This is a genomic window from Sinorhizobium sp. CCBAU 05631 (assembly GCF_002288505.1).
In the GTDB taxonomy this organism is placed as follows: domain Bacteria; phylum Pseudomonadota; class Alphaproteobacteria; order Rhizobiales; family Rhizobiaceae; genus Sinorhizobium; species Sinorhizobium fredii_C.
Genome location: NZ_CP023064.1, coordinates 766029 through 791599, shown reverse-complemented (window position 1 = coordinate 791599; position 25571 = coordinate 766029). Strand labels below are relative to the sequence as shown.

General features: G+C 62.5%; 24 protein-coding genes and 1 pseudogene. 16 read left to right on the top strand and 9 right to left on the bottom strand.

Annotated elements, in window-relative coordinates:
* Positions 1 to 89: 89 nt before the first annotated feature.
* Positions 90 to 764 (top strand): HAD family hydrolase, encoded by a 675-nt coding sequence (locus tag SS05631_RS23295; RefSeq protein WP_037417295.1) that lies wholly within the window; start codon positions 90 to 92, stop codon positions 762 to 764.
* A 48-nt stretch (positions 765 to 812) separates the two neighbouring features.
* The gene (locus SS05631_RS23290; RefSeq protein WP_348225555.1) at positions 813 to 1565 is read left to right on the top strand and encodes an alpha/beta hydrolase; all 753 of its coding nucleotides are present in this window, start codon (positions 813 to 815) and stop codon (positions 1563 to 1565) included.
* 45 nt (positions 1566 to 1610) lie between these two features.
* Here the strand turns inward: SS05631_RS23290 and SS05631_RS23285 are convergent, their stop codons facing one another.
* Both SS05631_RS23285 and SS05631_RS23280 read right to left on the bottom strand, forming a co-directional pair.
* Positions 1611 to 3677, bottom strand: coding sequence for an ATP-dependent helicase (locus SS05631_RS23285; RefSeq protein WP_037417298.1), 2067 nt, complete (start codon positions 3675 to 3677; stop codon positions 1611 to 1613).
* 282 nt (positions 3678 to 3959) lie between these two features.
* On the bottom strand, positions 3960 to 4754 hold the full coding sequence (locus tag SS05631_RS23280; protein ID WP_244412144.1) for a hypothetical protein: 795 nt from the start codon (positions 4752 to 4754) through the stop codon (positions 3960 to 3962).
* Between the two features lie 146 nt (positions 4755 to 4900).
* Between SS05631_RS23280 and SS05631_RS23275 the strand changes: the two genes are divergently transcribed.
* Positions 4901 to 5146: a hypothetical protein gene (locus tag SS05631_RS23275; protein WP_037417300.1), complete on the top strand. Its 246-nt coding sequence runs from the start codon at positions 4901 to 4903 to the stop codon at positions 5144 to 5146.
* Positions 5147 to 5176: 30 nt separating this feature from the next.
* Here SS05631_RS23275 and SS05631_RS23270 read toward each other — a convergent pair whose 3' ends face one another.
* Entirely contained in the window at positions 5177 to 5386 is a 210-nt protein-coding gene (locus tag SS05631_RS23270; protein WP_037417303.1) for a hypothetical protein, read from the bottom strand.
* Positions 5387 to 5651: 265 nt separating this feature from the next.
* Between SS05631_RS23270 and SS05631_RS23265 the strand changes: the two are divergent.
* Both SS05631_RS23265 and SS05631_RS23260 read left to right on the top strand, forming a co-directional pair.
* Positions 5652 to 6572 (top strand): annotated as a pseudogene (locus SS05631_RS23265) (GGDEF domain-containing protein).
* 222 nt (positions 6573 to 6794) lie between these two features.
* The gene (locus SS05631_RS23260; protein WP_037417306.1) at positions 6795 to 8696 is read left to right on the top strand and encodes a potassium transporter Kup; all 1902 of its coding nucleotides are present in this window, start codon (positions 6795 to 6797) and stop codon (positions 8694 to 8696) included.
* 50 nt (positions 8697 to 8746) lie between these two features.
* Here the strand turns inward: SS05631_RS23260 and SS05631_RS23255 are convergent, their stop codons facing one another.
* A complete protein-coding gene (locus tag SS05631_RS23255) occupies positions 8747 to 8944 on the bottom strand; it encodes a hypothetical protein (protein ID WP_037417309.1) in 198 nt (65 codons plus the stop codon).
* A gap of 331 nt (positions 8945 to 9275) precedes the next feature.
* Here SS05631_RS23255 and SS05631_RS23250 point away from each other — a divergent pair, with 331 nt between their 5' ends.
* The gene (locus SS05631_RS23250) at positions 9276 to 10415 is read left to right on the top strand and encodes an NAD(P)/FAD-dependent oxidoreductase (protein ID WP_162109096.1); all 1140 of its coding nucleotides are present in this window, start codon (positions 9276 to 9278) and stop codon (positions 10413 to 10415) included.
* A gap of 208 nt (positions 10416 to 10623) precedes the next feature.
* On the opposite strand, the gene SS05631_RS23245 is transcribed toward SS05631_RS23250, so the two are convergent.
* Together SS05631_RS23245 and SS05631_RS23240 are read right to left on the bottom strand one after the other, a co-directional pair.
* Positions 10624 to 11997, bottom strand: a complete 1374-nt coding sequence (locus SS05631_RS23245; protein ID WP_095677950.1) for an ISNCY family transposase — start codon at positions 11995 to 11997, stop codon at positions 10624 to 10626.
* A 170-nt stretch (positions 11998 to 12167) separates the two neighbouring features.
* Positions 12168 to 12632, bottom strand: coding sequence for an Lrp/AsnC family transcriptional regulator (locus SS05631_RS23240; RefSeq protein WP_037425458.1), 465 nt, complete (start codon positions 12630 to 12632; stop codon positions 12168 to 12170).
* Between the two features lie 123 nt (positions 12633 to 12755).
* On the opposite strand from SS05631_RS23240, the gene alr reads away from it, so the two are divergent.
* Both alr and SS05631_RS23230 read left to right on the top strand, forming a co-directional pair.
* Positions 12756 to 13883, top strand: coding sequence for an alanine racemase (gene alr, locus SS05631_RS23235; RefSeq protein WP_050988369.1), 1128 nt, complete (start codon positions 12756 to 12758; stop codon positions 13881 to 13883).
* Positions 13884 to 13904: 21 nt separating this feature from the next.
* On the top strand, positions 13905 to 15155 hold the full coding sequence (locus SS05631_RS23230; protein WP_037425465.1) for a D-amino acid dehydrogenase: 1251 nt from the start codon (positions 13905 to 13907) through the stop codon (positions 15153 to 15155).
* Between the two features lie 65 nt (positions 15156 to 15220).
* Here SS05631_RS23230 and SS05631_RS23225 read toward each other — a convergent pair whose 3' ends face one another.
* Entirely contained in the window at positions 15221 to 16240 is a 1020-nt protein-coding gene (locus SS05631_RS23225; RefSeq protein WP_037425468.1) for a Gfo/Idh/MocA family oxidoreductase, read from the bottom strand.
* Positions 16241 to 16434: 194 nt separating this feature from the next.
* Here SS05631_RS23225 and uxaC point away from each other — a divergent pair, with 194 nt between their 5' ends.
* From uxaC to SS05631_RS23185, 8 genes are read left to right on the top strand one after another with little or no spacing between them, the layout of a single operon-like run.
* Positions 16435 to 17844, top strand: a complete 1410-nt coding sequence (gene uxaC / locus SS05631_RS23220; RefSeq protein ID WP_037425471.1) for a glucuronate isomerase — start codon at positions 16435 to 16437, stop codon at positions 17842 to 17844.
* Positions 17845 to 17894: 50 nt separating this feature from the next.
* Positions 17895 to 18872 carry a TRAP transporter substrate-binding protein gene (locus SS05631_RS23215; protein ID WP_037425474.1) on the top strand — a complete coding sequence of 326 codons (978 nt, stop codon included), beginning with the start codon at positions 17895 to 17897 and terminating at the stop codon, positions 18870 to 18872.
* A 53-nt stretch (positions 18873 to 18925) separates the two neighbouring features.
* Positions 18926 to 19486 (top strand): TRAP transporter small permease, encoded by a 561-nt coding sequence (locus SS05631_RS23210; protein WP_086022810.1) that lies wholly within the window; start codon positions 18926 to 18928, stop codon positions 19484 to 19486.
* Positions 19487 to 19490: 4 nt separating this feature from the next.
* On the top strand, positions 19491 to 20774 hold the full coding sequence (locus tag SS05631_RS23205; RefSeq protein WP_037425479.1) for a TRAP transporter large permease: 1284 nt from the start codon (positions 19491 to 19493) through the stop codon (positions 20772 to 20774).
* A gap of 7 nt (positions 20775 to 20781) precedes the next feature.
* Entirely contained in the window at positions 20782 to 21549 is a 768-nt protein-coding gene (locus SS05631_RS23200; protein ID WP_037425481.1) for a FadR/GntR family transcriptional regulator, read from the top strand.
* A gap of 34 nt (positions 21550 to 21583) precedes the next feature.
* On the top strand, positions 21584 to 22432 hold the full coding sequence (gene kduI, locus SS05631_RS23195) for a 5-dehydro-4-deoxy-D-glucuronate isomerase (RefSeq protein WP_037425482.1): 849 nt from the start codon (positions 21584 to 21586) through the stop codon (positions 22430 to 22432).
* The gene (gene kduD, locus SS05631_RS23190; RefSeq protein ID WP_037425484.1) at positions 22429 to 23193 is read left to right on the top strand and encodes a 2-dehydro-3-deoxy-D-gluconate 5-dehydrogenase KduD; all 765 of its coding nucleotides are present in this window, start codon (positions 22429 to 22431) and stop codon (positions 23191 to 23193) included. Before kduI ends, kduD begins: the two co-directional genes overlap by 4 nt.
* Positions 23194 to 23202: 9 nt before the next feature.
* The gene (locus SS05631_RS23185) at positions 23203 to 23538 is read left to right on the top strand and encodes a cupin domain-containing protein (protein ID WP_037425486.1); all 336 of its coding nucleotides are present in this window, start codon (positions 23203 to 23205) and stop codon (positions 23536 to 23538) included.
* A 181-nt stretch (positions 23539 to 23719) separates the two neighbouring features.
* Here SS05631_RS23185 and SS05631_RS23180 read toward each other — a convergent pair whose 3' ends face one another.
* Both SS05631_RS23180 and SS05631_RS23175 read right to left on the bottom strand, forming a co-directional pair.
* Positions 23720 to 24343 (bottom strand): hypothetical protein, encoded by a 624-nt coding sequence (locus tag SS05631_RS23180; protein WP_037425488.1) that lies wholly within the window; start codon positions 24341 to 24343, stop codon positions 23720 to 23722.
* A gap of 115 nt (positions 24344 to 24458) precedes the next feature.
* The gene (locus SS05631_RS23175) at positions 24459 to 25451 is read right to left on the bottom strand and encodes a YihY/virulence factor BrkB family protein (RefSeq protein ID WP_037425491.1); all 993 of its coding nucleotides are present in this window, start codon (positions 25449 to 25451) and stop codon (positions 24459 to 24461) included.
* Between the last annotated feature and the right edge of the window lie 120 nt (positions 25452 to 25571).

Genomic DNA, 25571 nt, shown 5'->3' with positions numbered 1-25571 from the left:
GAGCGCCGAGAAGGAGGTTGTGCGCCGGCCCGTCCAGGGATAGTTGTGCAATCGCGCGATGCGCGAGACACTCGTTTCAAGGAGCCGGCTTGGATACCCTGACCACCGCGATATTCCCAAAAAGCTTCGCTGCCCTGCTGTTCGATATGGATGGCACCTTGCTCAATTCCATGGCCGTCGTCGAACGGGTATGGGGGGCATGGGCGGTCCGCAATGGGCTCGATCCCCATGAGTTGATGAAATCGGTGCACGGCGTGCGCGCGTCGGACACGATCCGCAAGCTCGGGCTCGCCGTCGACCCCGACCTCGAGGCGCACGCGCTCGCCTTGGCGGAGATCGCCGATGTGGAGGGTATCGTCGAGATACCCGGGGCGGTCGCCTTCCTTAATTCATTGCCGCCGGAGCGCTGGGCGATCGTCACGTCGGCGCCGCTGGAGCTGGCCAGGCGCCGCCTTGCCGCGGCCTGCATTCCGGTTCCGCGCCACATGGTCACCGGTGAGGACGTCACGGCGGGCAAGCCCGATCCGCAGGGCTATCTTCTCGCCGCCAGCCGGCTCGGTGTTCGCGGCGAGGACTGCTTGGTCTTCGAAGATGCTCCGGCTGGGATACTCGCGGGCAGTTCCGCCGGCGCCGAGGTGGCCGTGATCACCGGTGCTCACGCGGCAGCGGAGGGAACGCCGCATCTGACTTTGGAGCACTACGCCGACATCGAGGTCCGGATCGGCGGCGACGGCTGGCTTTCGCTCCACCGGCGCTATTGCTGATTTGCTCGCTGCAGGATGAGGCGATGCCGGTCGGTCGGCGCGCTTCGCGTGTCCGGCATTTTTTCCAGTAATTTTGTAGAGAATGGACCTTCATTCCTTACCTTCGCTCTTGCTGCCGGGCACAATCTCCGCATGAACCTATTCATTTGCAGCAACCGGTGTTCCGGGGAGCGAACGTATGGTGAAGACGCTGATCGTTCCGGGTTTGTTCGGATCGGGCGAGGGCACTGGCAGCGCCACTGGCTCATCGATCAACCAGGGGCCACGCTCGTCGAGCAGGGCGACTGGAACCGACCGGCGCTTGCGGCTTGGCGAAGTGCTCTGGAGACAGAAATCGACAGGCATCCGTCGGTCGACATCGTCGCCCACAGTCTGGGCTGCCTGTTGGTCGCGGCCTTGGCCGGACGCCCGATTGTCGAGCGAATCCGAAGCGCGCTTCTGGTCGGCCCCTGTGATCTCGAGGAGACGGAGCGACTGCATCCGGGGGCGATCGCCTTCGGGGGCATGCCGCGACAGCGGCTTAGCTTTCCAAGTCTCGTCGTCGGCAGTCTTAACGATCCCTATATGCGCTTCGACCGCTTACGGATTTTGTGTGAAGAATGGGGCGGCCGCCTCGTCGATCTCGGCCATGCCGGCCACATCAACATCGCGAGCGGCTTCGGCCGCTGGCCGGCCGGCTACGATCTGCTCCAGGTTCTGAACGGCATGGCTAAAGACGACCGCTCGATCACTGCGCCGACAATGCTCGTCCGTCAATTGGCGCGTTCGGCTCCAGCGAGCCGGCAACGATCATTTTCCTAAGGCGCGTTCAAACGTATTCACGCTGCACACTTTGGGCGACATGCATTAACGCCACATACCGCGCATGCGGGCCCGGACATCGATGCGCAATTGCTGCGCATCACGCTGGCCAGCCGCAGCCGGCTTGGCAACGGGCCAGGCCGAGCACTCGAAGAATTGCAGAAGCGTTGCAGGTAGGAAGCGGCTGCGCGAGGCGTAGACATGCCGGTCGCCCTGGGCATGCTGACCGTGCGTAAAAAAGCGCTGCGGGGTGATCAGATGCAGGCTGTCCTTGGCGCGCGTCATGGCGACGTAAAGCAGACGGCGCTCCTCCTCGACCTCCGCCGTGCTGCCGACACCGAGATCGGACGGAATGCAGCCGTCGACGCAATTCAGCACGAAAACCGATTTCCATTCCTGCCCCTTGGCCGAGTGGATGGTCGAGAGGATGAGATAGTCCTCGTCGAGCAGCGGCACGCCCGCATGGTCGCTGGTGGCGTCCGGCGGATCGAGGGTGAGCTCGGTCAGAAAGCGCTCGCGCGACGGATAGCCGCTGGCGATCTGCTCGAGCTGCAGGAGGTCGGCCCTGCGGACCTCGGCGTCTTCATGGATACGCTCCAGATGCGGTTCGTACCAGGCGCGGGCCGTGCTGATTTCTCCTGGCCAGCCGGTCCGGGTGGAGCGCAGGGTCTGCAGCATGTCAGCGAAGAGCAACCAGGCATCGCCGGAGCGCGGCGGGGCAGGGATCTCCGCAAGCGCCGCCAGCGGTTCCGGATCGGCGGCGATCGCCTCGAGGACGCGCCCGGCCGTCTGCGGACCGACGCCGGGAAGCAATTGCATCAGCCGAAAACCCGCGACCCGGTCGCGCGGATTCTGCGCAAAGCGCAACGCCGCCAGCATGTCCTTCACATGCGCGCTGTCCAGGAATTTGAGCCCGCCGAACTTCACGAAGGGAATGTTGCGGCGGGTCAGTTCAACCTCGAGGGCGCCGCTGTGGTGCGAGGTGCGGAAGAGCACGACCTGCTGCTTCAGCAGCATTCCGCCTTCGCGGTTCTCCAAGACCTGTTCGACGACGTAGTTGGCCTGATCCGCCTCGTCGCGCACGGTCACGAGCCGCGGCCGCTCGGCCGATTGCCGCTCGGTCCAGAGGTTCTTGGTGAAGCGTTCGCGGGCCAGTTCGATGACGCCGTTTGCGGCAGCGAGGATCGGCTGTGTCGAGCGATAGTTCCGATCGAGCGTGATGATCTCCGCCGCCGGCGTGAAGCTTGCCGGAAAATCCAGAATGTTGCGCACCGTCGCGGCGCGGAACGAGTAGATCGACTGGGCGTCGTCGCCCACCACGGTGAGGCCCCGACCATTCGGCTTCAACGCAAGGAGGATCGAAGCCTGCAGCCGGTTGGTATCCTGATATTCGTCGACAAGCACGTGGTCGAACCGGCCGCCGACGTCCTCGGCGAGGGCGGCGTCGCCCATCATCTGCGCCCAGTAGAGCAGCAGGTCGTCGTAATCGAGGACGTTCTGCGCCTGCTTGGCTTCGACATAGGCGCCGAAAAGTTCGCGCAGTTGCTTTTCCCAGGCAGAACACCAGGGAAAATTGTCGTGCAGGACCTCGTCGAGCGGCTGTTCCGCATTGACGGTGCGCGAATAGATGGCAAGACATGTCGCCTTGGTGGGGAAACGGTTCTCGGTTTTCGATAAACCAAGTTCGTGCCGCACGATGTTCATGAGATCGGCGCTGTCTTCCCGGTCGTGAATGGTGAAATCCGGATCGATACCGATTTCCCCGGCATGGTCGCGCAGAAGCCGCGCGCCGATGCCGTGAAAGGTTCCCGCCCAGGCAAGCGCGTCCGAGATCGTGCCGGCCTTGCCGCCGAGAACCTGGCCGCAGATGCGTTCGACTCTTCGGCCCAACTCGGCGGCCGCCCGGCGCGAGAAGGTCATCAGCAGGATACGTCGGGGGTCCGCACCGTTGACGATGAGATGCGCCACCCGGTTGGCTAGCGTGTTTGTCTTGCCTGAGCCGGCGCCGGCGATGATGAGAAGCGGACCACCGATATGGGCATCCGGTCCGACACCGTGTGAGACGGCACTGCGCTGGCGCTCGTTCAGTTTTTCCAGATATGCCACGCTCATCCGACCTCGTCCCGCCTCCGATTGAACAGGCGCGTCCTGTGAAGGCGGCGGAAATTGCCGCGAATCGCGCGTGAACGGAAAAGGAACATAGCCGCAGTTCGACATACCGCAAAGCCGCCAGCGGTCTGGATGGTCAATTTCGGCCCGAACGGATCGGCCGCTTTGCTATTCGGCGCGCGTTCGATGTTCGGAGATGCCCGCCGGCTTCCGCGCCTGCTGGCGTCGCGCCATGGAGCGTGCGTTTCTGCGGGCGATCCTCAACTTGGTGAGTGTTTGCTGCCATCATCCCCTGGAAAGCGCCTGGGGCCCGGGCTCTCGGCGGGCCGGCCATGTCGCGACGAGTTCGGCAAGGGTCGGTGGGCGCCATCTCCCCCAAACGTGGTCAACGGTGTGATCCGCTTGCGGATAGTATTGCGCCAGCGACGCCGGCTCGGCGACTTCGCCGGAGAGATCCACAAAGACGACGCTCCCATACTGAACGGTCGTAACCGGGCGGTCCAAGGGCGGCGGATCGTCAGCGGGGAGGGGATAGCGGCGGCGACGCCTTTCCGCGACCCGCGCTCTCGCCGCTCTATCTGCCTCGGAACCTCTTTCCGCATCTCGGCGGCGCTTTCTTTCCTCCGGTTCGCTTCTTCGAGCGGCCTCCTCGATCCCTGGCCAGTGTCGCTGCAGTTCCTCGTAGGACCGGAAGGGTACGCGCCAGACCCGCCCATCCTCGTCCCAATGCGCCCAGGGAATTCCGCGCAGCAATTCGATCACCGATCTGGAATAGGGCGTTCGGATGCGCAGGTCGTCGCGGACCTCTAGATATGGGCTGACGATGGGCTCGAAATCATAGGCGTCGCGGCCTTTGGCGTCACCATGGATGTCGGCGCGCTCTGCTTCCCGTGCCAGCCACCGCTCGATACGACCGGCGGCCGTCGTTCCCGGCACGAACCAGCTCTTGCGTTCGTCGTTCCACCGGGACCGTGGGAACGCTTGGCGAAATCGCTCGACGGTCGCTCGATCATAGGGAAAGGACGCGAACTCACCTTGCCGAGCCTCAACGTCGCGCTTCCACTGATTGTGCGGAACCATGACCGTCTCCACGCCCTTCAGGAGTAACGCTGCGCGCGGTCGCTTTCTTCGTCTCGATCGAGCCTCCCGCAGCCAGATGCTTTTCGGAACGGCGCGATGGAACCGGTCTCCTCGTCTGCGAGTTTCCCTCTTCACTAGGAGGAACGATGCCTAAGGTCACCGACACGATCACCCAGCCCCAGCCCCCGGACCGCCGGGTCGAGTGCGAGCGCGCGCTGGAAGAGGATTTTCAGATTTTCACGAGTCTGGCCGAAAGCGCCGGCTGGACGTGGCAGGAGATCGCGCTCGCGCTGATGGAGCTCACCGAAGACTATGTGATCGCGATGCGAATGGCCGCGAAAATGGCCGAAGCCACTCCCGTTCCCTTCCCAGGAAACAAGACGTTGCACTGATGGCAGGCGGCCCGACCTCGCGTCGTGGGATCACTCCCGCGGACGCACGGACAGTTTTTTCAGCATTGCGACGTCGCGCACGCCGGACTGATAAATGCGAATCAACCGTGCGGCGATTTCATTCGCTCTCTCGCCGCTGCTCTCCACACCCTTTTCCTCCAGGATCTGTTCGAAAATGCTGTGCAGCAGATCCACCTCTGTGGGGCCGAAAGTGCTGCACCGGTCGCGAGATGGCACCATGGTTCATCTCCTCTCGACGGGGGCGGATTCGCACATCCGTGGCGCCCGAGCGTGTGCCGGAAACGTTCAGTGTATGCCTGATTGGGACGATGACGAGTCACTGCAGGTAGCGGCCCCGAATCTCTGTGCAAGTGCTGGTTTGCCCTTTGGGACCGTTGCCGGAGAGGAATATCGGCCACGACGGAGCGGCGGCCATTCGCCAAGCGCTTGCATTCGCACCGCTGGCTTATTGCTTCCTTTAACGAAGACCGTCTAACGTCGACATATGGCGAAGGATACCAGTCGACTCTTTGAACTCTTCGAGACCTCTCCGGTTCTCGTCGCCGCCTATGACGAGTTCGACAGGCTGCGCTAAACCAACGAGGCATTCCGGTCAGCCTATTTCGTCGCACCGGATGAGACGCCGCTATGGCCGGACTTGATGCGGCGGAACTTTCATGCCCAACGCGGAACCGTCATTCGCTCGGGAGATTTCGAAAAATGGCTGCGATCGACCCAGTCGCGCCGCGGCAAGGTCGGCTTCAGGTCTTTTGAAACCGATCTGTTCGACGGGCGCTGGCTTTGGATGACCGAAACCGTCGAGAAGGATGGCTGGATGCTTTGCGTGGCCACCGATGTGACCGGTCTCAGGGTGAAGGCGCGCACGGTGCGACAGGATCGTGATCTGGCCATCAAGGCCTCCTATACCGACGAACTAACCGGCGTCGCCAACCGCCGTTTCGTGACGGCGAGAATCGAGGACATGCTGCAGCAGAGCTCGCCAGGCTGCCTCTGCGTGCTGGACATCGACCGTTTCAAGAGCATCAACGACCAGTTCGGCCATCAGACCGGTGATGCAATCCTGAGGGATTTCGCGACGCGCATTCACCGCCTGGTGCGGCGCACCGACTGCTTCGGGAGGGTCGGCGGCGAGGAATTCGTGCTTACCCTACCGGCCACGCCCGTCGAGCAGGCTAAATTGATTCTCGAAAGAATGCTCGCCTCCGTGCGCAAGTCCCGTCCGCTTCAGGAGCGGCCCGATTTCGGATACACGTTTTCGGCCGGCATCGCGGGTGCTCAGCCGGGCGACACTGCGATCAGCCTCTATGCCCGTGCGGACCGGGCCCTCTACATGGCCAAGCTCGCCGGCCGGGACCGCATTCACGTGGATGAAACCGATTCCGACCGACCGGCGGTTGCCGGATAGCTCAGGCGACCAGCCCCCGGACGGCCAGAGGTCAAGCTTCTGCCAGAGCGGATTTCTGCTGGATTCCCTTTCTGGGTCATGGAAGTCGGCGGTACAGTCCTGTACGAAGATAGAAACTTCTCCGATTTCCGCGCGTTGCAGAGAAGTTGGCGCCCTGCCTCCATTTTTGGCCCAGCATCATGCGCGTCCGTCACTTCGGGGATTTTCTGACGTGGAGAACCCATGACCGCCTCCGTCGACCATGCACCGGCACAGGGCCGTGGCCTGCGCCAGTTTCTCGCCCTGATGCTCGGATCCGTGGGAGTGGTCTATGGCGACATCGGCACCAGCCCCCTCTATGCGTTTCGTGAGGCATTGCGGCCCTTTGCGGCGGGCGGTGTCGAGCGGGCAGAGATCATCGGCCTCATCTCGCTGGTCATCTGGACGCTGACGATCATCGTGACAATTAAATACGTGATCCTGCTGCTTCGCGCCGACAACAATGGCGAGGGCGGCACCTTGGCCCTGCTTGCCCTGCTGATGAAGAAGGGCACCAGGTATCCGGTACTGATGTTCTTCACCGGCATTTTCGGTGCGTCGCTCTTCATCGGCGACGCAATGATCACACCGGCGCTCTCGGTGCTCTCCGCCGTGGAGGGGCTGAAGCTCGTGACGCCGGCTTTGCATGACTATGTGCTGCCGATCTCGGTCGGGATCATGGTGTTGTTGTTTGCCGTTCAGTCGCGTGGCACCGGCGCCGTCTCGATCTTCTTCGGGCCGATCACGCTCATCTGGTTTATCGTCCTCGGCGCGGCGGGCGTGGCCCATATCGGCGACGATCTGGCGATCCTCGGAGCCTTCAATCCCGTGCACGCCGTCGTTTTCCTATGGAATGCCGGCCTCGTTGGCTTCATCGTTCTTGGGGCCGTGTTTCTGACGGTCACGGGAGCGGAAGCTCTCTACGCCGATCTGGGGCATTTCGGCCGCGCCCCGATCCAGGCGGCCTGGATTGCGGTCGTATTCCCGGCGCTGACCTTGAACTATCTCGGACAAGGCGCGCTGATCCTGTCGCATCCGGAGGCGATCTCCGACCCGTTTTTCCTGATGTTTCCGAGCTGGGCCCTGTTGCCGGTGGTGCTCCTTGCGACGCTCGCGACCATCATTGCCAGCCAGTCGGTAATCACCGGCGCGTTCTCGCTCGTGCGGCAAGCCATCCATCTCGGCTTCCTGCCTCGCTTCGAGATCTGCTACACCTCGGAAACCCATACTGGCCAGATCTACCTGCCCTTGGTCAACACGGCGCTCCTCATCGGGGTGCTCGTCCTTTTGTTTGTGTTCGGCAGTTCCGAATCCCTCGCGCCCGCCTATGGCGTCTCGATCACCGGTGCCATGCTGATCGACACGATTCTCGCGTTCGAGTTCGTTCGCCGGCAGTGGGGCTGGGCTGTGCTGACTGCCATTGCAGTCCTACTCCCCTTGTTCCTGCTGGAAATGGTCTTTCTCGGCGCCAACCTCTTCAAGATTCACCATGGCGGCTTCGTACCCATCCTTTTCGCCGGAACGTTGATCACGATCATGTGGACCTGGCGGCGAGGCGTGCAGCTTCTGCGCGAGAAGACTGCGCGTCTGGAAGTGCCGCTCGACCAGTTCATCGCTGCCGTCGAACGAAAATCCGAGCACGCTCCGGTCGAAGTGCCGGGAACGGCGATCTTCCTGACCGCCACGCCCGAGACCACGCCGTCCGTCCTCCTGCACAACATCAAGCACAATCATGTGCTTCACGAGCACAACGTCATCCTGACCATCAAAACGGCAAGGGTGCCCTATGTCGCGGAGAAGGATCGCTACACGCTGACGAAGCTCTCCGACCGGTTCAGCAAGCTCGAGCTGAGGTTCGGCTTCATGGATGACCAGAATGTCTCACGGGCGCTGGCGCGCTGCCGCAAGGAAGGTTTCAAATTCGAGATCATGTCGACGTCCTTCTATCTCGGCCGGCGCAAGCTCGTTCCGGACCCCGCTTCGGGTATGCCGAGATGGCAGGACAGGCTGTTCATAGCGATGGCTGACTCGGCAATTGACCCGACCGACTACTTCCATCTGCCCGCCAACCGCGTCGTCGAGTTGGGGGAACAAGTGATCATTTAGCGAAAAGGCACTCAGCGCCGAGACCTTGCGGAGCCGTTCGCAAGAAACTGTCATAACCTCCCGGGCGCGCTCAGCCTCTCTTGGGTCAGCGGTGCGTAGACCTTGGCTCCGGATCGCCTATCGTCTGCGACGCCGGTCGCCAGCACGAGGTAAGCGACGATGAGGCCGATCGACAAGAGCAAGACGCCAACGGCAAAAGCCGGTGAAGTCTCGGTTTCGTGAGCGTGCCATTCGTTCCTGCTGAACATGGGAACCTCCCATTGAATGGGAAAGTATGAAATGTGACGGTTGGGTGGGGATGGAATTCATTGGATTTACATAAGAGCGTTTTGCCGCTCGGCGACCTCCGTCTCAAGGCTCGCACAACGAGGTCTGCAGTCAAGAATTAGACCATGACCCGAATGGGCGAGGGAGCATCGATCTAACGGGTCGTTGGCGCGTCCCGCTCTCCTGTGCTAGAGCAATTTCTAGAACAGGCATGTAGCGGTCCTCCGTCCAAAAGTCATAATTTCAGAGAGTTAGCGCACTTCGTTGCTTTCATAGATTCGGTGAAGCAATGAAATGATGTCAGGGCCTGCCATGTCGCTGGAGCAAGTGGAATGCATCGTCGCGGGAGCCGGCGTCATCGGGCTTGCCGTTGCCCGCGCCCTTGCGCTGGCCGGCCGCGAGGTGCTCATCCTCGAAGCGGCCGATCGCATCGGAAGCGAGACCTCGTCGCGCAACAGCGAAGTCGTCCATGCCGGCATCTACTATCCGGCAGGCAGCCTGATGGCGCGTCTATGCGTCGACGGCCGAAACCTGCTTTATGCCTATTGCCGCGAGCGCGGGCTTCCACACCAGCGGTGCGGCAAGCTGATCGTCGCAACTTCAGAAGCGGAGCTGAAACAGCTGCCGGCGATCGCCGCCGGGGCGGCGCACAACGGGGTGACGGATGTCAGGCAAATCTCTGCCGGGCAGGCGCGCTCCCTCGAACCGGCACTTGCCGCGACCGGCGCGCTCCTGTCGCCTTCGACCGGCATTGTCGACAGTCACGCCTATATGCTGTCGCTGCTCGGCGATGCCGAAAATGCCGGCGCAGTCCTCGTCTGCAACAGCCCGGTCGAGCGGGGTAGGGCAACCGCGCGCGGCATTGTGGTCGATGTCGGCGGCGCCGCACCGACACGTCTCGGCTGCCGTCTGTTCGTCAATGCCGCCGGGCTTGCCGCACCCAAGCTGGCACGGCTGATCGACGGCATGCCGCCGGCGCTGGTGCCGAAGGAATACTTCGCAAAGGGAGACTATTTCTCGCTCGTCGGAAAGGCGCCGTTCTCGCGCCTGATCTATCCCGTCCCCGTCAAGGGAGGCCTCGGAATCCACCTGACCCTCGACCTGACCGGCCAGGCGCGGTTCGGCCCCGACATCGAATGGGTCGACACGCTTCGATACGATGTCGACCCGGCAAAGGCGGCGCTCTTTTATGCCGGCGTACGCCGCTATTTCCCAGACCTTAAGGATGGCGCATTGCTGCCGGCCTATTCCGGCATTCGCCCGAAGATCGTGCCTCCAGAGGTCGCCCATCAGGATTTCGTCGTACAGGGCCCCACCGTGCATGGCGTGCCCGGGCTGATCAACCTGTTCGGCATAGAATCGCCGGGCCTCACCGCCTCTTTGGCCTTGGCGAAGTTGGTGGCGGAAGCGTTTGACCAGCATCCCAAGAGGCGACGACTGTCGCATCTCTAACTGGCTCATATGTCGCATCTCTAAAATGCCGCATGTGGCGGCCAGGGTGAAATGTCCGCTCCGGCGCAAAGTAGAAATGTCACTTGCAGCGCTGCCACACGGCACGAGGACCAGCCCCGATCTGACCGGCTGGTCCGGGTTGCAAGGTGAGATCGGGGCGGGTGGATTATCCACTGATCGGCTTTAGCTTTGACAGCCAGACCGCTGATTATTCTGCGGCATCAAGGCGAGAGAGCGCTTGCTGCCGCCGGCCCATGACCGCGGGATCGTTCATAAAATCCGTCCGTTTGCCCGGCTTACGGCCGCGTGGCGTGTAGCCTTTCTTGTCGCTGTTGGTCCGGACCTTCGGCGCCGGCAACTGCTCCTGCCGCCCCTTGATGTAGGCCAGCACATCGGAAAGCCGCTTGTTCTCGGTGATCGCCGCATGCGTCACCCGCTGGTCCTTGTCGAACGTCTTATAAGGCAGGGAATGTCCCTTCCAGCGCACGTCGAGCCGGCCGTCGGCGAAAGCGTAGGTCTCGACATAGCGCCCGACCAGTCCGCGTGCCACCTCGTTCTCCTCGAGCATGATCCGCTTGCGCTCGTAGGAGAACGTCAACTGGGCGCCGACATAACGCTGCTCGCGCTTGCAGAGAATATCCTTTAGCCGGTCCGGCATGAGGTTCAGCGGCCGATGCAGATCCTCCGACCGGGCAGGGGTGCGGGCAAAGCGTGCATTGTGACGCGCGATAAAGCCGGGCAGGAAGTCGTTGCCTGCGTCCATGCCGGAGATCCCGGCGAGCCGCAGTTCCTTGACCAGCCGGTCCTGCAGCGTTCGGTTCATCCGCTCGACCCGGCCCTTCGCCTGGCTCGAATTTGCGCAAAGAATCTCGATGTTTAGCTCTGAAAGCGCGCGGCCGAACTGCGTCATGCCCTGACCGCCCTTGGCATCCTTCTTCGCCACCCGGAACACCGAATGCTTGTCGGAATAGAAGGCGACTGGAGCACCATGCGCCTGCAGATAGAGCTCCAGCGCCTCGAAATAGCTGAACGCACTTTCCGAGCGCACGAACCGCAACTGCATCAACTTGCCGGTCGCATCATCGACGAACACCAAAAGCGAGCACGGCGGCCCGCGATCCTCGAACCAGCGATGCTCGGAGCCGTCGATCTGCACCAGCTCGCCCAAGGCCTCACGGCGCAGCCGCGGCTGATGGAACGTCCGGCGCTGTTTGCGTGACAGCCACAGGCCGGCCTCCGACATCCATTTGCGCAAGGTCTCGCGCGACACGGTTAGACCATCAAGCTCGGCAAGCTTCTCGGCCGCCAGCGTCGGACCGAAGTCCGCATAACGCTCGCGCACGATCGCCACCGCATAGTCGCGCACGCCGTCGCAAATCCGGTTGTTCGATGGGCGACCGATCGCCTTGTGGCGGATCGATGCCGCACCATCCGTCCGGATCCGCTCCAGGAGCCGGCGAACCTGGCGGGTGCTCAGATCAAGCACATGTCCAGCCGACACCATCGTCATCCGGCCGTCGACCACCTTCGACAAAACCTCGATCCGCTGCAGGTCGCGCTCGCTCATCGCAATCAATCCCATCCGCAATCTCCCACGTCATCAAAACGCGGGGAGAGTGACATTCTTACTTTGCAGGATCAGGACACTTTAACTTTGCGGCTACACGCAAAAATCGCGTAATCTATCTTATGGAACTTCGGACAATGAAGCCACCCACTGGATTATTTGCCCCGAAACCTTCGACAGACCCGTCACCGCCGGGGCTTGGTTCGGGTGGCGAGAACGTTGCGGATTGAAAAGCTCGAATGGATGCGCAGGACGCCGGGCAGCGTCGAGAGAATGTCCTTGTGGATCCGCTCGAACTCGCCGGCGCCCGCGACTTCTACCCGCAGCAGATAATCCGATCCGCCCGTCATGAGGAAGCATTCGCGTATTTCCGGATGCTTGCGCACCGCCGCTTCGAAACGGTCGAGATGATCCTCCGTCTGTCGCTCCAGCGTGATATTGATGATCACCGCGATCGTGTCCTCGGAACTGCCGCTTTCCACCAGCGCGGTGTAGCCGCGTATGACGCCGGCCTCTTCGAGCAATCTTATCCGGCGCAGACAAGCCGACGGCGACAGGCCAACCTCCTTCGCCATGCGGGCATTGCTCATGCGCGCGTTGACGCGGAGCAGACGCAGGATATTTCGATCGATCGCGTCAAGCGCTGTCATGCATAAAGCTCCGTTTTTGTGCAGTATGTGCAGGTATTGCCCATACTTTGATACAATCAATCAACACCAGATAAGATATTCGACGATCGTTTCAATATGTTCTGCGCAACGAGAGGGTTGCACATGAACCGTCATGCCTTGCATGTTCCAGATCGACAAACGGTGGGTGGCGCTTCGGGCTACCTGACGATCGATCTTGCCGCCTTGCGGCGGAATTATCGAAAGCTTTCGACAAGGGTCGCACCGGCAACCGCCGCCGCGGTGGTCAAGGCCGACGCCTATGGCCTTGGCGCCGAGCAGGTCTCCGACGCCCTGCATGCGGAAGGCTGCCGGCATTTCTTTGTTGCGCATCTCCCCGAGGCGGTGAAGCTCGGACCGCTTTTGCCGAACGACACGCAGATATTCGTGCTCAACGGGCTGCAGCCCGGAACGGAGATCACCTGCGCCAAGGCCCGCATCGTTCCGGTTCTCAACTCTCTCGAGCAATTCCGCCGCTGGTCGCTGACGGCGCGGAAGCTCGGGCGCGTTCTTCCCGCCGTCTTGCAGTTCGACACGGGCATGTCGCGCTTGGGGGTTCCCCCGGAGGAACGAACCCCGCTTGCGGCTGATCTCGAGGGCTGCGGCAATATCGAAATTCTGTTCATCATGAGCCACCTCGCCTGCGCCGACGAGCTGGACAATGGCCAGAATGCAGAGCAGCTCGCCGAGATCGGTCGGATCGCCGCCGAGTTTCCAGGCTTGAGCGTCTGCCTAGCCAATTCCGGCGGCATATTCATGGGCGACGACTATCACGGTGTGCTGTCTCGTCCCGGCATCGCCCTCTACGGGGGAGCACCCACAGCGGGCAAGCCCAATCCAATGGAGCCGGTCGTGCGGCTCGACGTTGCCGTCATTCAGACGAGAACGGTGCCGGCCGGCACGCGGGTCGGATATGGCGGTGCGCATGTGACTTCCGCCGAAACCAGGCTTGCCACGATCGCCGCAGGCTATGCCGACGGCCTGCCGCGCAGTCTCAGCCATCGCGGCGCCGTTTTCTACGACGGCGTTCGCCTGCCGTTCGTCGGGCGCGTCTCGATGGACAGCATAACCGTCGATATTTCCGCCCTTCCCGAAGGCACGCTTACGCTGGGAAGCCTTGTCGAGGTTCTCGGCCCTCACCAAACGCTTGAAGAACTGGCGGAAGCAGGCGGCACCATCTCCTATGAAATTCTGACTAGCCTCGGCCGCCGCTACGAGCGTCGCTACCGCTGATCGTCCATCATCGAGGAAACCATGAAAGTCATCGTTCTCGGCGCCGGTGTGATCGGCGTCACCAGTGCCTACCAGCTCGCCAAGGCAGGACACGAGGTCACCGTCATCGACCGCCAGCAAGGTCCGGCCCTGGAAACCAGCTTCGCCAATGCCGGCGAAGTCTCCTTCGGCTACTGCTCGCCCTGGGCCGCACCCGGTATTCCGATGAAGGCGCTGAAATGGCTCTTCATGGAGCATGCGCCGCTCATCCTGCGGCCGAAGATCGACCGCGCCATGCTCACCTGGATGTTCCAGATGCTGAGGAACTGCACCCCGGAGCGCTACGCCATCAACAAGAGCCGCATGTTGCGCCTCGCGGCTTACAGCCGGACATCACTGGCGGAGGTCCGGGCGGAGACCGGCATCGCCTATGACGAACGCATGCAGGGCACGCTGCAGCTTTTCAGGACGCAGCAGCAGCTGGACGCTTCGGGCAAGGATGTCAAGGCGCTGGCGGCCGACGGCGTGCCCTACAAGGTGCTCGACCGTGACGGCTGCATTGGGGTCGAGCCCGCTCTGAAGCATGTCCGAGAAAAGATCGTCGGCGGTCTGCTGACGCCGAAGGACGAAACCGGCGACTGCTTCAAATTTACCAACGCGCTCGCCGCCAGGGCGGCGGCGCTCGGAGTCCGCTTCGCCTATGGCACGCTTATCAAGGGGCTGGATGTTGAAGGCGGGCAGGTGCGCGGCGTCCTGACCGAACGCGACCGGCTGAACGCGGATGCGGTCGTCGTCGCGCTCGGCAGCTATTCACCGCTGCTGCTGAAACCATTCGGCATCAAGCTGCCGGTCTATCCCGTCAAGGGATATTCACTGACGATTCCCATCACCGACGCTTCGCGCGCACCGGAATCCACCGTGATGGACGAGACCTACAAGATCGCCATCACACGCCTCGGCGACCGGATCCGTGTCGGTGGCATGGCGGAAATCTCTGGATACACCAATGATCTTGGCCCGGCCCGGCGGCGCACCCTCGACCATTCGGTGACAGATCTGTTCCCAGGCGGCGATTTGCGACAGGCATCCTTCTGGTCCGGGCTCAGGCCGATGACGCCGGACGGGACGCCGGTGATTGGGCCGACGAAGATTGCCGGTCTCTACCTCAACACCGGACACGGCACGCTCGGCTGGACGATGAGCTGCGGTTCGGCCCGTCTCATCAGCGATTTGGTCGGCGGGCGCAAGCCAGAGATCGACGCGAAGGATCTGGCGATCGGTCGCTATAGGTGAGCCGTCATGTTCACTGAGAAAGCCATGTCCGCCTCCCCGATTGGTCGTAGGTGGCGCAACGAGGCCTAAGAACGTTGCGGGCGGCCGCTCTCGGCGGCCACGAGAATTGCCTCAATGAGGCGATGAACCCTTAACGCCTCGCGGCCGTTGACGCGCGGCTCTCGTCCGGTCTCGATGGCATCGAGGAAATCGGCGAGCACCGCGCGGTGATGGTGGTGCGGGAAGGCCATCGGATCGGCGCCGGCACCTCCGGCCGCCTCGTCCTCGATCGTGAGTTCCGTTCCATCGTGAAAGGAGACGGTCAAATTCCTTCCGCCGAGGCGCGCCATGCCGCGCGTGCCGATGACGTCGATCTCGTCGGGAAAGCCCGGATAGGCGCAGGTGGTAGCACTCACCGTGCCGATCGCTCCGTTTGCAAAGCGGATGGCCGCCATGGCGAGGTCTTCCGTTTCCATGCGGTGCACCTTGCTGGTTGCCGCATGGGCTCTGACCTCCTCCGGAAGGCCGGCGAGCGAAATGATGAGGTCGAGCGTGTGGATCGCTTGGGTGAGAAGCACGCCGCCGCCGTCGCGAGCCCGCGTGCCGCGTCCCGGCTGGTCGTAATAGCTCTGCGGGCGCCAGTTGTGGAGGCGCGCCGAAGCGCTGACGATCTCGCCGAGACGCCCCTCCTCGATCAGTTCGGCAAGTGCCTCGCTGACCGGGCGAAAGCGGTGCTGAAGCACGATGCCGAGTACGATTCCTGCTTTTTCGGCAAGTTCCACCAATGCCTCGGCGCGCGCCGGCGATATCTCCAGCGGCTTTTCGAGAAGCACATGCTTGTTCGCTGCGGCCGCCCGCCGGACGAGGTCAAGATGTGTATTGGGCGGCGTCAGCACCATGACGGCTGCTATCGACGGATCGGCGAAGATCGTCTCGGCATCGTCGCAAGTGGGAAATCCGTAAATCTGCGTAAATGCTTCGCGCCGCGCCGGCGTAGGACTGAAGGCAGCGGCAACCTCGGCCCTCTCCTGTAAATCGAGCAGACTTTTGGCATGTGGCGCTGCGGCCATGCCGAGGCCGATCAGACCGACGCGTATCCTTGCCATCTCGTTCTCTCCATCACCCGGTGATCGGCGACCGCTTGGGCAAACCCGCACCGCTGCCGCGACGGGGCCGAACGCGACTTGCTCAACGTAAGAACGTGCACAACCAAATTCATCATACAAGTAAAAAAATTTGTCTGTTGACATTTTATTTTACAGGCTCTAGCCATAGCGAGCCTATAGGAGGAGCGGGCTACATGAAGGGGCTGATCGACCCAGATCTTCTGTTTCCGGCGGACGAGGGCACGCGGCGGCTCGCGCGGGACCTCTATGCCGAGGTGCGCGGACTGCCGATCGTCAGCCCGCACGGTCACACGGAACCGCGGTGGTATGCGCTCGACGAGCCCTTCCCCGATCCGGCACAGCTTCTCATCGTACCGGACCACTATGTATTCCGCATGCTGTTCAGCCAGGGTGTGAAACTGGAAGAGCTCGGCGTGCCGACCCTCGACGGCGCGCCGGTCGAGACGAACGGACGCGCGATCTGGCGACTTTTCTGCGAACGCTATCATCTGTTTCGCGGCACGCCGACGCGCCTCTGGTTCGACTACACGCTTTCCAACCTCTTCGGCATTGAGGAGTTGCCCTCGGCGGAAAACGCCGATCGCCTGTACGACCGCATCTCCGCTTGCCTCGACAAGCCGGACTACCGCCCCCGCGCCCTCTATGAACGCTTCAATATCGAGGTAATCTCGACGACCGACGGCGCGCTCGACGATCTGCATTGGCACGCGAAAATCCGCGAAAGCGGCTGGAAGGGCCGCGTCGTTCCCGCATACAGACCCGACTCGGTCGTGGATCCGGAGTTCGCCGGCTTTTCCGCCAATCTTGACAGGCTGGGTCAGATCACCGGCGCCGACACCGGAACATGGAAGGGCTATCTGGACGCGCATCGGGCCCGGCGCGCCTATTTCAAGCAGTTCGGCGCAACTTCCACGGATCACGGCCATGCCACGGCGGATACGGCGAACCTTTCCGAGGCGGCCGCAGTGGCGCTCTTCGACAAGGTGCGCTCTGGCAAGGCGGATGCGGACGAGAGCCGACTCTTCCGTGCTCAGATGCTGACCGAAATGGCAAAGATGAGCCTTGACGACGGACTGGTGCTGCAGATCCATCCGGGCTCCTTCCGCAATCATTCCCCGTCGATGCTGGCAAAGTTCGGCCGCGACAAGGGTTTCGATATTCCGACCCACACGGATTACGTGACGGCCTTGAAGCCGCTGCTTGACGCCGTCGGACTCGAGCCCGACCTGACCGTCATTCTCTTTACCTTGGACGAGACGAGCTATGCGCGCGAGCTTGCGCCGCTCGCCGGCGTCTACCCGGCGCTCAGACTCGGGCCCGCCTGGTGGTTCCACGACAGCCCGGAAGGCATGCGCCGCTTCCGCGAGATGACCACCGAGACGGCCGGGTTCTACAACACGGTCGGCTTCAACGACGACACCAGGGCGTTTCCGTCGATCCCGGCGCGCCACGATATCGCACGCCGGGTCGACTGCGCATTTTTGGCACGCCTGGTGGCCGAACATCGGCTGAGAGAGGACGAGGCCTGCGAGCTTGCCCGAGATCTTGCCTGCGGACTCGCAAAGAAGGCGTACCGACTTTGAAACAGTGAAAGTGAGATCATCGATCTGATCATGCGAAACGGGAGGAGAGCATGAGAATTCTTGGAAAACTGACGGCGGGCCTGCTGCTTGCCGCTGCATTCATGACCGGTGCGGCCAGCGCCCAGACAGTGCTGCGCTCATCGGATACGCATCCGGACGGCTATCCGACGGTTGAGGCCGTCGAATATTTCGGCGAGCTGGTCAAGGAGCGTACTGCCGGCCGCTACGCTGTCGAGGTTTACCACTCGGCGCAACTCGGCGAGGAAAAGGACACCATCGAGCAGGTGCGCTCCGGCGTGATCGAACTGAACCGCGTGTCGATGGCACCCTTCAACGGCACGGTGAAGGAGTCGATCATCCCGGCCCTGCCCTACCTCTTCCGCTCGGAAGAGCACATGCACAAGGTCATGGACGGCGCGATCGGCGACCAGATCAAAAAGGCATTCGAAGGCGCCGGACTGGTGGTGCTTGCCTATTATGATGCGGGCTCGCGCTCCTTCTATAACAAGCAGAAGCCGATCACGTCGGTTGCCGACATGAAGGGGCTCAAGTTCCGCGTCATCCAGTCGGACATCTTCGTCGACATGGTGGCGGCGCTCGGCGCCAACGCCACGCCGATGCCCTATGGCGAGGTCTATTCGGCGATCGAGACGGGCGTCATCGACGGCGCGGAGAACAATTTCCCGAGCTACGACACCGCCAAGCATTTCGAGGTGGCGAAGAACTTCTCGCTCGACGAGCACACCATTCTTCCGGAGGTGTTCGTGATGAACAAGGCCGCCTTCGACAAGCTAACGCCGGAAGACCAGGAGATCTTCAAGCAGGCCGCCAAGGACAGCGTCGCCAAGCAGCGCGAGCTCTGGGCGGCCAAGGTCAGCGAGTCGCGCGCCAAGGTCGAGGCGGCCGGCGCGAAGATTTCCACGCCCGACAAGCAGGGTTTCATCGATGCGATGAAGCCGGTTTACGAGAAGCACGTCACCGATCCGGTCCTGAAGAAGATGGTCGAGGACGTACGGGCGGTTCAATGACGCCATTTGATGGGCAGGCCCGACCCTGCCCATCCCTTCTAGGGATGACGACCATGTCCACCAGACTGGTGAAAACGGGCCGCGCGCTCTCGGGGTTGAGCACGCTTTCGCTCTGGCTCGCGGGGATCGGCCTTGTCGTGATGACGGCGATCGTCGCTTGGCAGATGTTCTGCCGCTATGTGCTGAACGACTCGCCGAGCTGGACCGAGCCCGGCGCCGTCATGCTGATGAGCTGGTTCATCTTCCTGGGTGCCGCGGTCGGCGTGCGGGAAAACTACCATCTCGGCTTCGACGTCCTGCTCTACGTGGTACCCAAGGGTGGGAAGAAGTGGCTGCGGATGATCTCGGACCTTGTCGCGCTCGCCTTCGGCTGCGGCATGATCTGGTACGGGATCGAGCTTGTCAGGCTCACCTGGGACACCATTCTGCCGTCCCTGCACATCTCCGGCGGCTGGAACTATGTGCCGCTGGTTGCAGGCGGCGTGCTGATCAGCCTGTTCGCCCTGGAACGCATCGTTCTTCGGCTTGCAGGAGAACCGATCGACGATCTTCTCGACGAATTGCCGCCGGCGGAGGCTGCCGCCGAACTCGACACCGCGAATGTAAAGGCGTGATCGGATGGATATGATGATCCTCTTCGGCGTATTTACGCTGCTGATGCTGATCGGCACGCCGATCGCCTTCTGCCTCGGCGTTGCCTCTTTCGCGACCGTGCTCTATCTCGGGCTGCCGCCGCTCGTCATCTTCCAGCGGCTGAATTCCGGCATGAGCGTGTTTTCTCTGCTCGCCATCCCGTTCTTCATCTATGCCGGCGACCTGATGGTACGTGGCGGCATCGCCCAGAAGATCGTCGCCTTCGCCGCCTCGCTGGTCGGGCACATCCGCGGCGGACTGGGACAGGTCAACATCGTCACCGCGACGCTGTTCGGCGGCATTTCCGGCTCCGCCGTCGCAGAGGCCGCAGCCGTCGGCGGTCTGATGATCCCGCAGATGAAGGCGCGCGGCTATGGCGCCGACTATGCCGTCAACGTCACCTCCATGGCGGCTTTGATCGCGCTGATGCTGCCGCCGTCGCACAACATGATCATCTATTCGATCTCGGCGGGTGGAAAGATCTCGATTGCGGATCTCTTCACCGCCGGCATTCTCCCCGGCCTCCTCTATGCGGCCGCGCTGATGGTGACCGCCTATTTCGTGGCGCGCAGCCGCGGCTACCCCACTGAGGTTTTTCCAGGGTTCGCGAGGGTCGGCCGCCTCCTACTCATCTCGACCCCCGGCCTGCTGCTCATCGCCATCATCTTCGGCGGCGTCCGCTCGGGCGTGTTCACGGCGACGGAAAGCTCATGCATCGCCGTTCTCTACGCGCTGGCCGTGACCGTCTTCGTCTACCGTCAAATGAGCTGGCAGGACTTCGTCAACGCCACCTTCGGCGCGGTGCGCACGACGGCGATGGTCCTCTTAATTATCGGAATGGCAGCGGCATTCTCCTGGCTGATGGCATTTCTCAAGGTGCCCGCGGCACTGATCGACTGGATGAACACGATCTCGGAGAACCCGATCATCGTGCTGCTCCTGATCAACGTCCTGATGCTGTTCCTCGGCACCTTCATGGACATGGGGCCGACAATCATCATCTGCACGCCGATCTTTCTGCCTGTGGCGATGGCCTATGGAGTCGATCCGGTCCATTTCGGGGTGATCATGATCCTGAACTTCGGCATCGGCCTCAATACGCCGCCGGTCGGCGCGGTCCAGTTCGTCGCCTGCGCGGTCGGGAAAATCACAGTGTGGGAGGCGATGCGCAGCATCTGGCCCTTCTATCTGGCCGGTTTGATCGTCCTCGGGCTCGTCACCTATGTTCCGGCCCTCTCGCTCTGGCTGCCGGGCGTCTTCAAGGGGTAAGAACATCATGGACTCCCCGGCCGAATCGAAGACGGAGCGCAAGCCAAAGCTTTCCGAGCGCGTCGCGAACGCGATCCGGGAGCAGGTTCTGAAAGGCGAAATTCCTCCCGGCGACAAGTTGCCGACCGAGAGCCGGATGAGCGCGTTTTACGGCGTCAGCCGGACCGTGGTGCGCGAGGCGATCGCGACCCTTGCCGCCGATGGTCTCGTGGAGGCGCGACAGGGAGCCGGTGTCTTCGTCAAGGATCACCCGACACTTGCTTTCGGCTCGATCAGCCTCGACGTCGGCAACCGGATCTCCCATGCCCTGAACGTCATCGAAGTGCGGATGGGGCTTGAGATAGAGAGCGCCGGGCTTGCGGCGCTTCGGCGCAATGCCGCCCAGGAGGCGCAGATCCAGGAGGCCTTCTTTGAATTCGAACGGCTGCTCGAGCGCGGCGAGGCGACCGGCAAGAGAGACTTCGCCTTCCACCGGGCGATCGCCGTTGCGACCAACAATCCCTACTATGTGGAAGTTCTCGATGCGCTTGGCATGCGGGCGATCCCCTGCGACATCGCCTCGCCCTGGGGCACCGACAGCATCCTGTCGCGCGAATATCAGGAGGGCCTGCAGCGCGAGCATCTGGCGATCCTCAAGGCGATTTCCGCCAGCGATCCGGACGCTGCCCGCGCCGCCATGCGCGCCCATCTTACCGCCAGCCAGGAACGCTATCGCGTGCGGCTGAGCGGTCAGCAGGCCAAATGGATTTTGGACACGACAACCCGCCGGGACTGACTTCCTTTCTTGCAAATCCGAGGACAACACGCCGATGACCGCAACCCATATCGACTATGCCATCCGTCACGCCATCGACCCCGAAGCCGCCGCGCGCATGGATACCGATGCGCTTCGCGCGAATTTCCACATTTCGGGGCTGTTCAGGCCGGGCCGCATTTCACTGACCTATACCCATTACGACCGGATGATCGTCGGCGGCGCGATGCCGGTCGACGCACCCCTGCCGCTGGAGACCATTCGCCCGACAGGCACGCCCCGCTTCCTCGACCGGCGCGAGCTCATTGCCGTCAGTATCGGCGGTGCCGGCCACGTCGAGGTCGGTGGCGAAAGCTTCCGGCTCGAGCCGCGCGACATGATCTATGCGGGCATGGGCGATGACGTCTCCTTCTCGTCCGAAGATCCAGCCGCCCCCGCCAAATTCTATCTGCTCAGCGCGCCCGCCCACCAGGCATTGCCGGCGCGCCATATCCGCATCGGCGATGCCAAACGGCTCGATCTCGGCAGCGCGGCCACCTCGAACGAGCGCTCGATCTTCCAATTCATTCACCCGGAAGGTGTGAAGACCTGCCAACTCGTTGTCGGCATGACGCAACTTGCGCCCGGCTCCGTCTGGAACACCATGCCCTGCCACGTTCACGATCGGCGCATGGAAGCCTATCTCTATTTCGACCTAGCGGACGGGGCACGCATTCTGCATCTGATGGGCGAACCGAGCGAAACACGCCATATCGTGATGGCGAAGGAGGAGGCGGTGATTTCGCCGCCCTGGTCCATCCATTCCGGCTGCGGCACGTCCAGCTATGCCTTCATCTGGGCCATGGCCGGCGACAATGTCGATTATACCGATGTGGAGATGGTGCCGATGGAGGCGCTGAAGTGAGCGTTCCGTCGGCCTTCAGCCTCGCCGGCCGCCGCATCGTCGTCACCGGCGCCAATACCGGCATCGGCCAGGGCGTGGCCGTGGCGGTCGCCCGCGCCGGCGGAACAGTGATCGGCGTCGGCCGCTCCGCCATGGACGAAACCGAGACGAAGATCTCGGAGGCAGGCGGAAGCTTCATTTCCGCGCATGCCGATCTTGCGGACCGCGAAGCGAGCCGTTCGCTGATCGACGATTTGTGGAGCGAGCATGGTTCGCTTGACGGCCTGGTCAACAATGCCGGAATCATCCGCCGCGCCGACGCGGTGGATTTCAGCGAAGCCGACTGGGACGACGTCATCGATATCAATCTCAGTTCGTTGTTCTTCCTGAGCCAGGCCTATGGCCGCCGGCTGCTTGCCGAGGGACGGCGCGGCAAGATCGTCAATATTGCCTCGCTGCTTTCCTTCCAGGGAGGTATCCGCGTCGCCTCCTATACCGCGTCGAAGCATGGCGCGCTGGGCATCACCAGGGTTCTCGCCTGCGAATGGGCGGCGAAGGGCATCAACGTGAATGCCGTGGCGCCCGGCTATATCGTTACCAACAACACCGAGGCGCTCCGCGCCGACGAAAAGCGAAGCGCGGCCATTCTGGAGCGCATCCCAGCCGGCCGCTGGGGCACGCCGGACGACATCGGCGATGCGACGGTGTTCCTGCTTGCCCCGGCTTCCGACTACATGCACGGCGCCGTCATTCCGGTCGACGGCGGCTGGCTCGCGAGATAGGAGACGATCATGGATAGGAAACTTTTCGCCCGCGGTAACGAAGGCGAATGGACAGATCTCGGAGAGGGCAATCGGCGCCGGGTGATCCTCTCGACGGACGAATTGATGCTGGTGGAATTCGCCTTCGATGAGGGAGCCATCGGCGCTCCCCATTCTCACCCGCACGTTCAGGCCAGCTATGTCGCGGCGGGGAGCTTCGAGGTGACGGTCGGCGGGCAGACCCAGGTTCTTTCCGCCGGCGACAGTTTCATCGTGCCGTCCGGGGTGGTCCATGGCGTCAAGGCGCTGGAGCCAGGCCGTCTCGTCGATAGCTTTACCCCACATCGGGCCGATTTTTTCAACTAAGGATGAGCGGCGGTCGAGGAGAGCACTCCGGCACGCGAGCTCCTTGCTGCGCCGCCTGTTCAACGCTCTGGTCGACGGACGCCGCCCGCTCCTGCAGGCTCTTGCCCTTGCCTGCAGGACTTTCATACGCTCAATGCTGGCCCGCTACGTGTAACGTCGCCTCTGCAGCTTCAGCCGATCCTCAATCGGTCGCGAAGCAATAGAAGAGGCCGTCTCCTCCGGTGCCCTTGAAGGCCTCAATCGTGCAGCCGCCCCGCGTCGAATGGGAAGAGTTCCAGGATTTGGCCGCGGCCGAGTCGTCGGTACCGGTGCGGTCGCTGTGGCCGACAATTGCAGCACCCTCCGCGCCGCCCATCGTCCAGTTGCCGCAGGTTTCCGCGGCGGCGGTTCCGTCCGGCTTCGTGCCGGTCAGAATGTCGTGGCGGTTCGGCGTGTCGCCCCGACCATTGATGACTTCGCCCTTCTCGTTGAGCGCGGTCTGTTTGGTCAGGTTGTTGGTCTCGCCATGAAGCGCAGCGACATCGTCGGCGATCTTTTCGCCCTTGGCGTTGTACCAGGGCCCTGTCCCGATACGGTCCCTGGCGTTCTCCGTGTCGGTAGACAGATACGCCCTCCAGGTCTTGCCGGTCGAGCCGCTGGCCGCCGCCAGCGCGCCGCAATGGGCATCGGCGCCCGCAAGTCCGCCGAGATCACCGCCCTTGCCCGGATTGGAGCTGGTGACGAAGAAGCTCATCGACGTGTCCTGAGCAACAGCCGGGCCGACCGAACAGGCCAATACCGTCGCGATAAGTGCCATGCGTTTCATGGCATGCCTCCCTTGGATGTCCAGGCTATGAGCGTATTGCGTGCAAAGGCCAGCGTAAAATCTCAATCTCGTGAGGTAGAGGGCGCGCCGGCCGTCGCTCAGGCGCCCTCGACGGCTAATCCGCAGCCTTTCCGAGCGTATCGGCGACAAAAGCCCCGCGTTCGCCCATCGGCATCGGCTCTCCAGTGGTGGAATCGACCGCCGTCTGATGCTCGAGCTCGGCGTTAAGGAGAGCGCCGGTGATCAGGATGACCATGGAAATCCAGACCCACATCATGAAGCCAATCAGCGCGCCGAGTGCGCCATAGGTCGCGTTGTAGTTCGCGAAATTTTCCAGATAGTAGGAATATACCCATGAGGCGGCGAGCCACAGCAATGTGCTGAATACGGCGCCCCAGTTCAGCCACCGCAGCTTGGCCCGCTCGCGGCTCGGTCCATAACGATAGATGAGCACGGTGCCGAGGGTCCCGAGCAGCAGAATGGCCGGCCACCGCGCCACTCTCGTCAGGACCTCAATCCAGCGATCCAGCCATAGATAGGCGAGCAAGGCCGGAATGACGCCGATCGCCACGATGAGGACGACGGCAAAAAGCAATGCGGCAAAGGTGAAGGCAAGGCACAGGAGCGTTCTAGAAACGATCCCTCTCTTCTCCTTTTCCCCATAAGCGACGTTCATGGCGTCGAAGAGTGCAGCAATGCCGTTGGCCGCACTCCAGAGCGAGACCAACAGTCCGCCGATGAAGCCAAGGCTGAGGGTCGACGTCTTCTGCGTGGCAAGAGACGTCAGCTGATCCGTAATCATACTGTACGAGCCGGGCGGCAGGAGCTCGTCCAATACGGCCATATGCGCGCCTATATCGGAGGGATTTGCGATAAACCCGTAAAGCGAGACGAGCGCGCCCAGAGCCGGAAACAGCGCCAGCAGCAGGTAAAAGCTTACCCCTGCCGCGATCAGGAAGACGCGCTCCTCGGAGATCTCGGACATCACCCGCCAGAACACGTCGCGCAACCCTTTCGCCGGTATCTCTCCCGGCGTGGCTGCACTGCGCCCCCTGCCCGGATCGGCGGTCTCCATTGCCTTCGTAAGATCGACGTCCTTAGCGTTCATCGAGGCATGTCCGGTGTTACTCTCGATCCTAAGCTAGCGCCCAACTTTCGGGGAACTTCCTTGTTCCAGCGCGCCGAGGATTTGACCAGTCGCCGCGCGCCGTCCCGGAACAATCGCCCC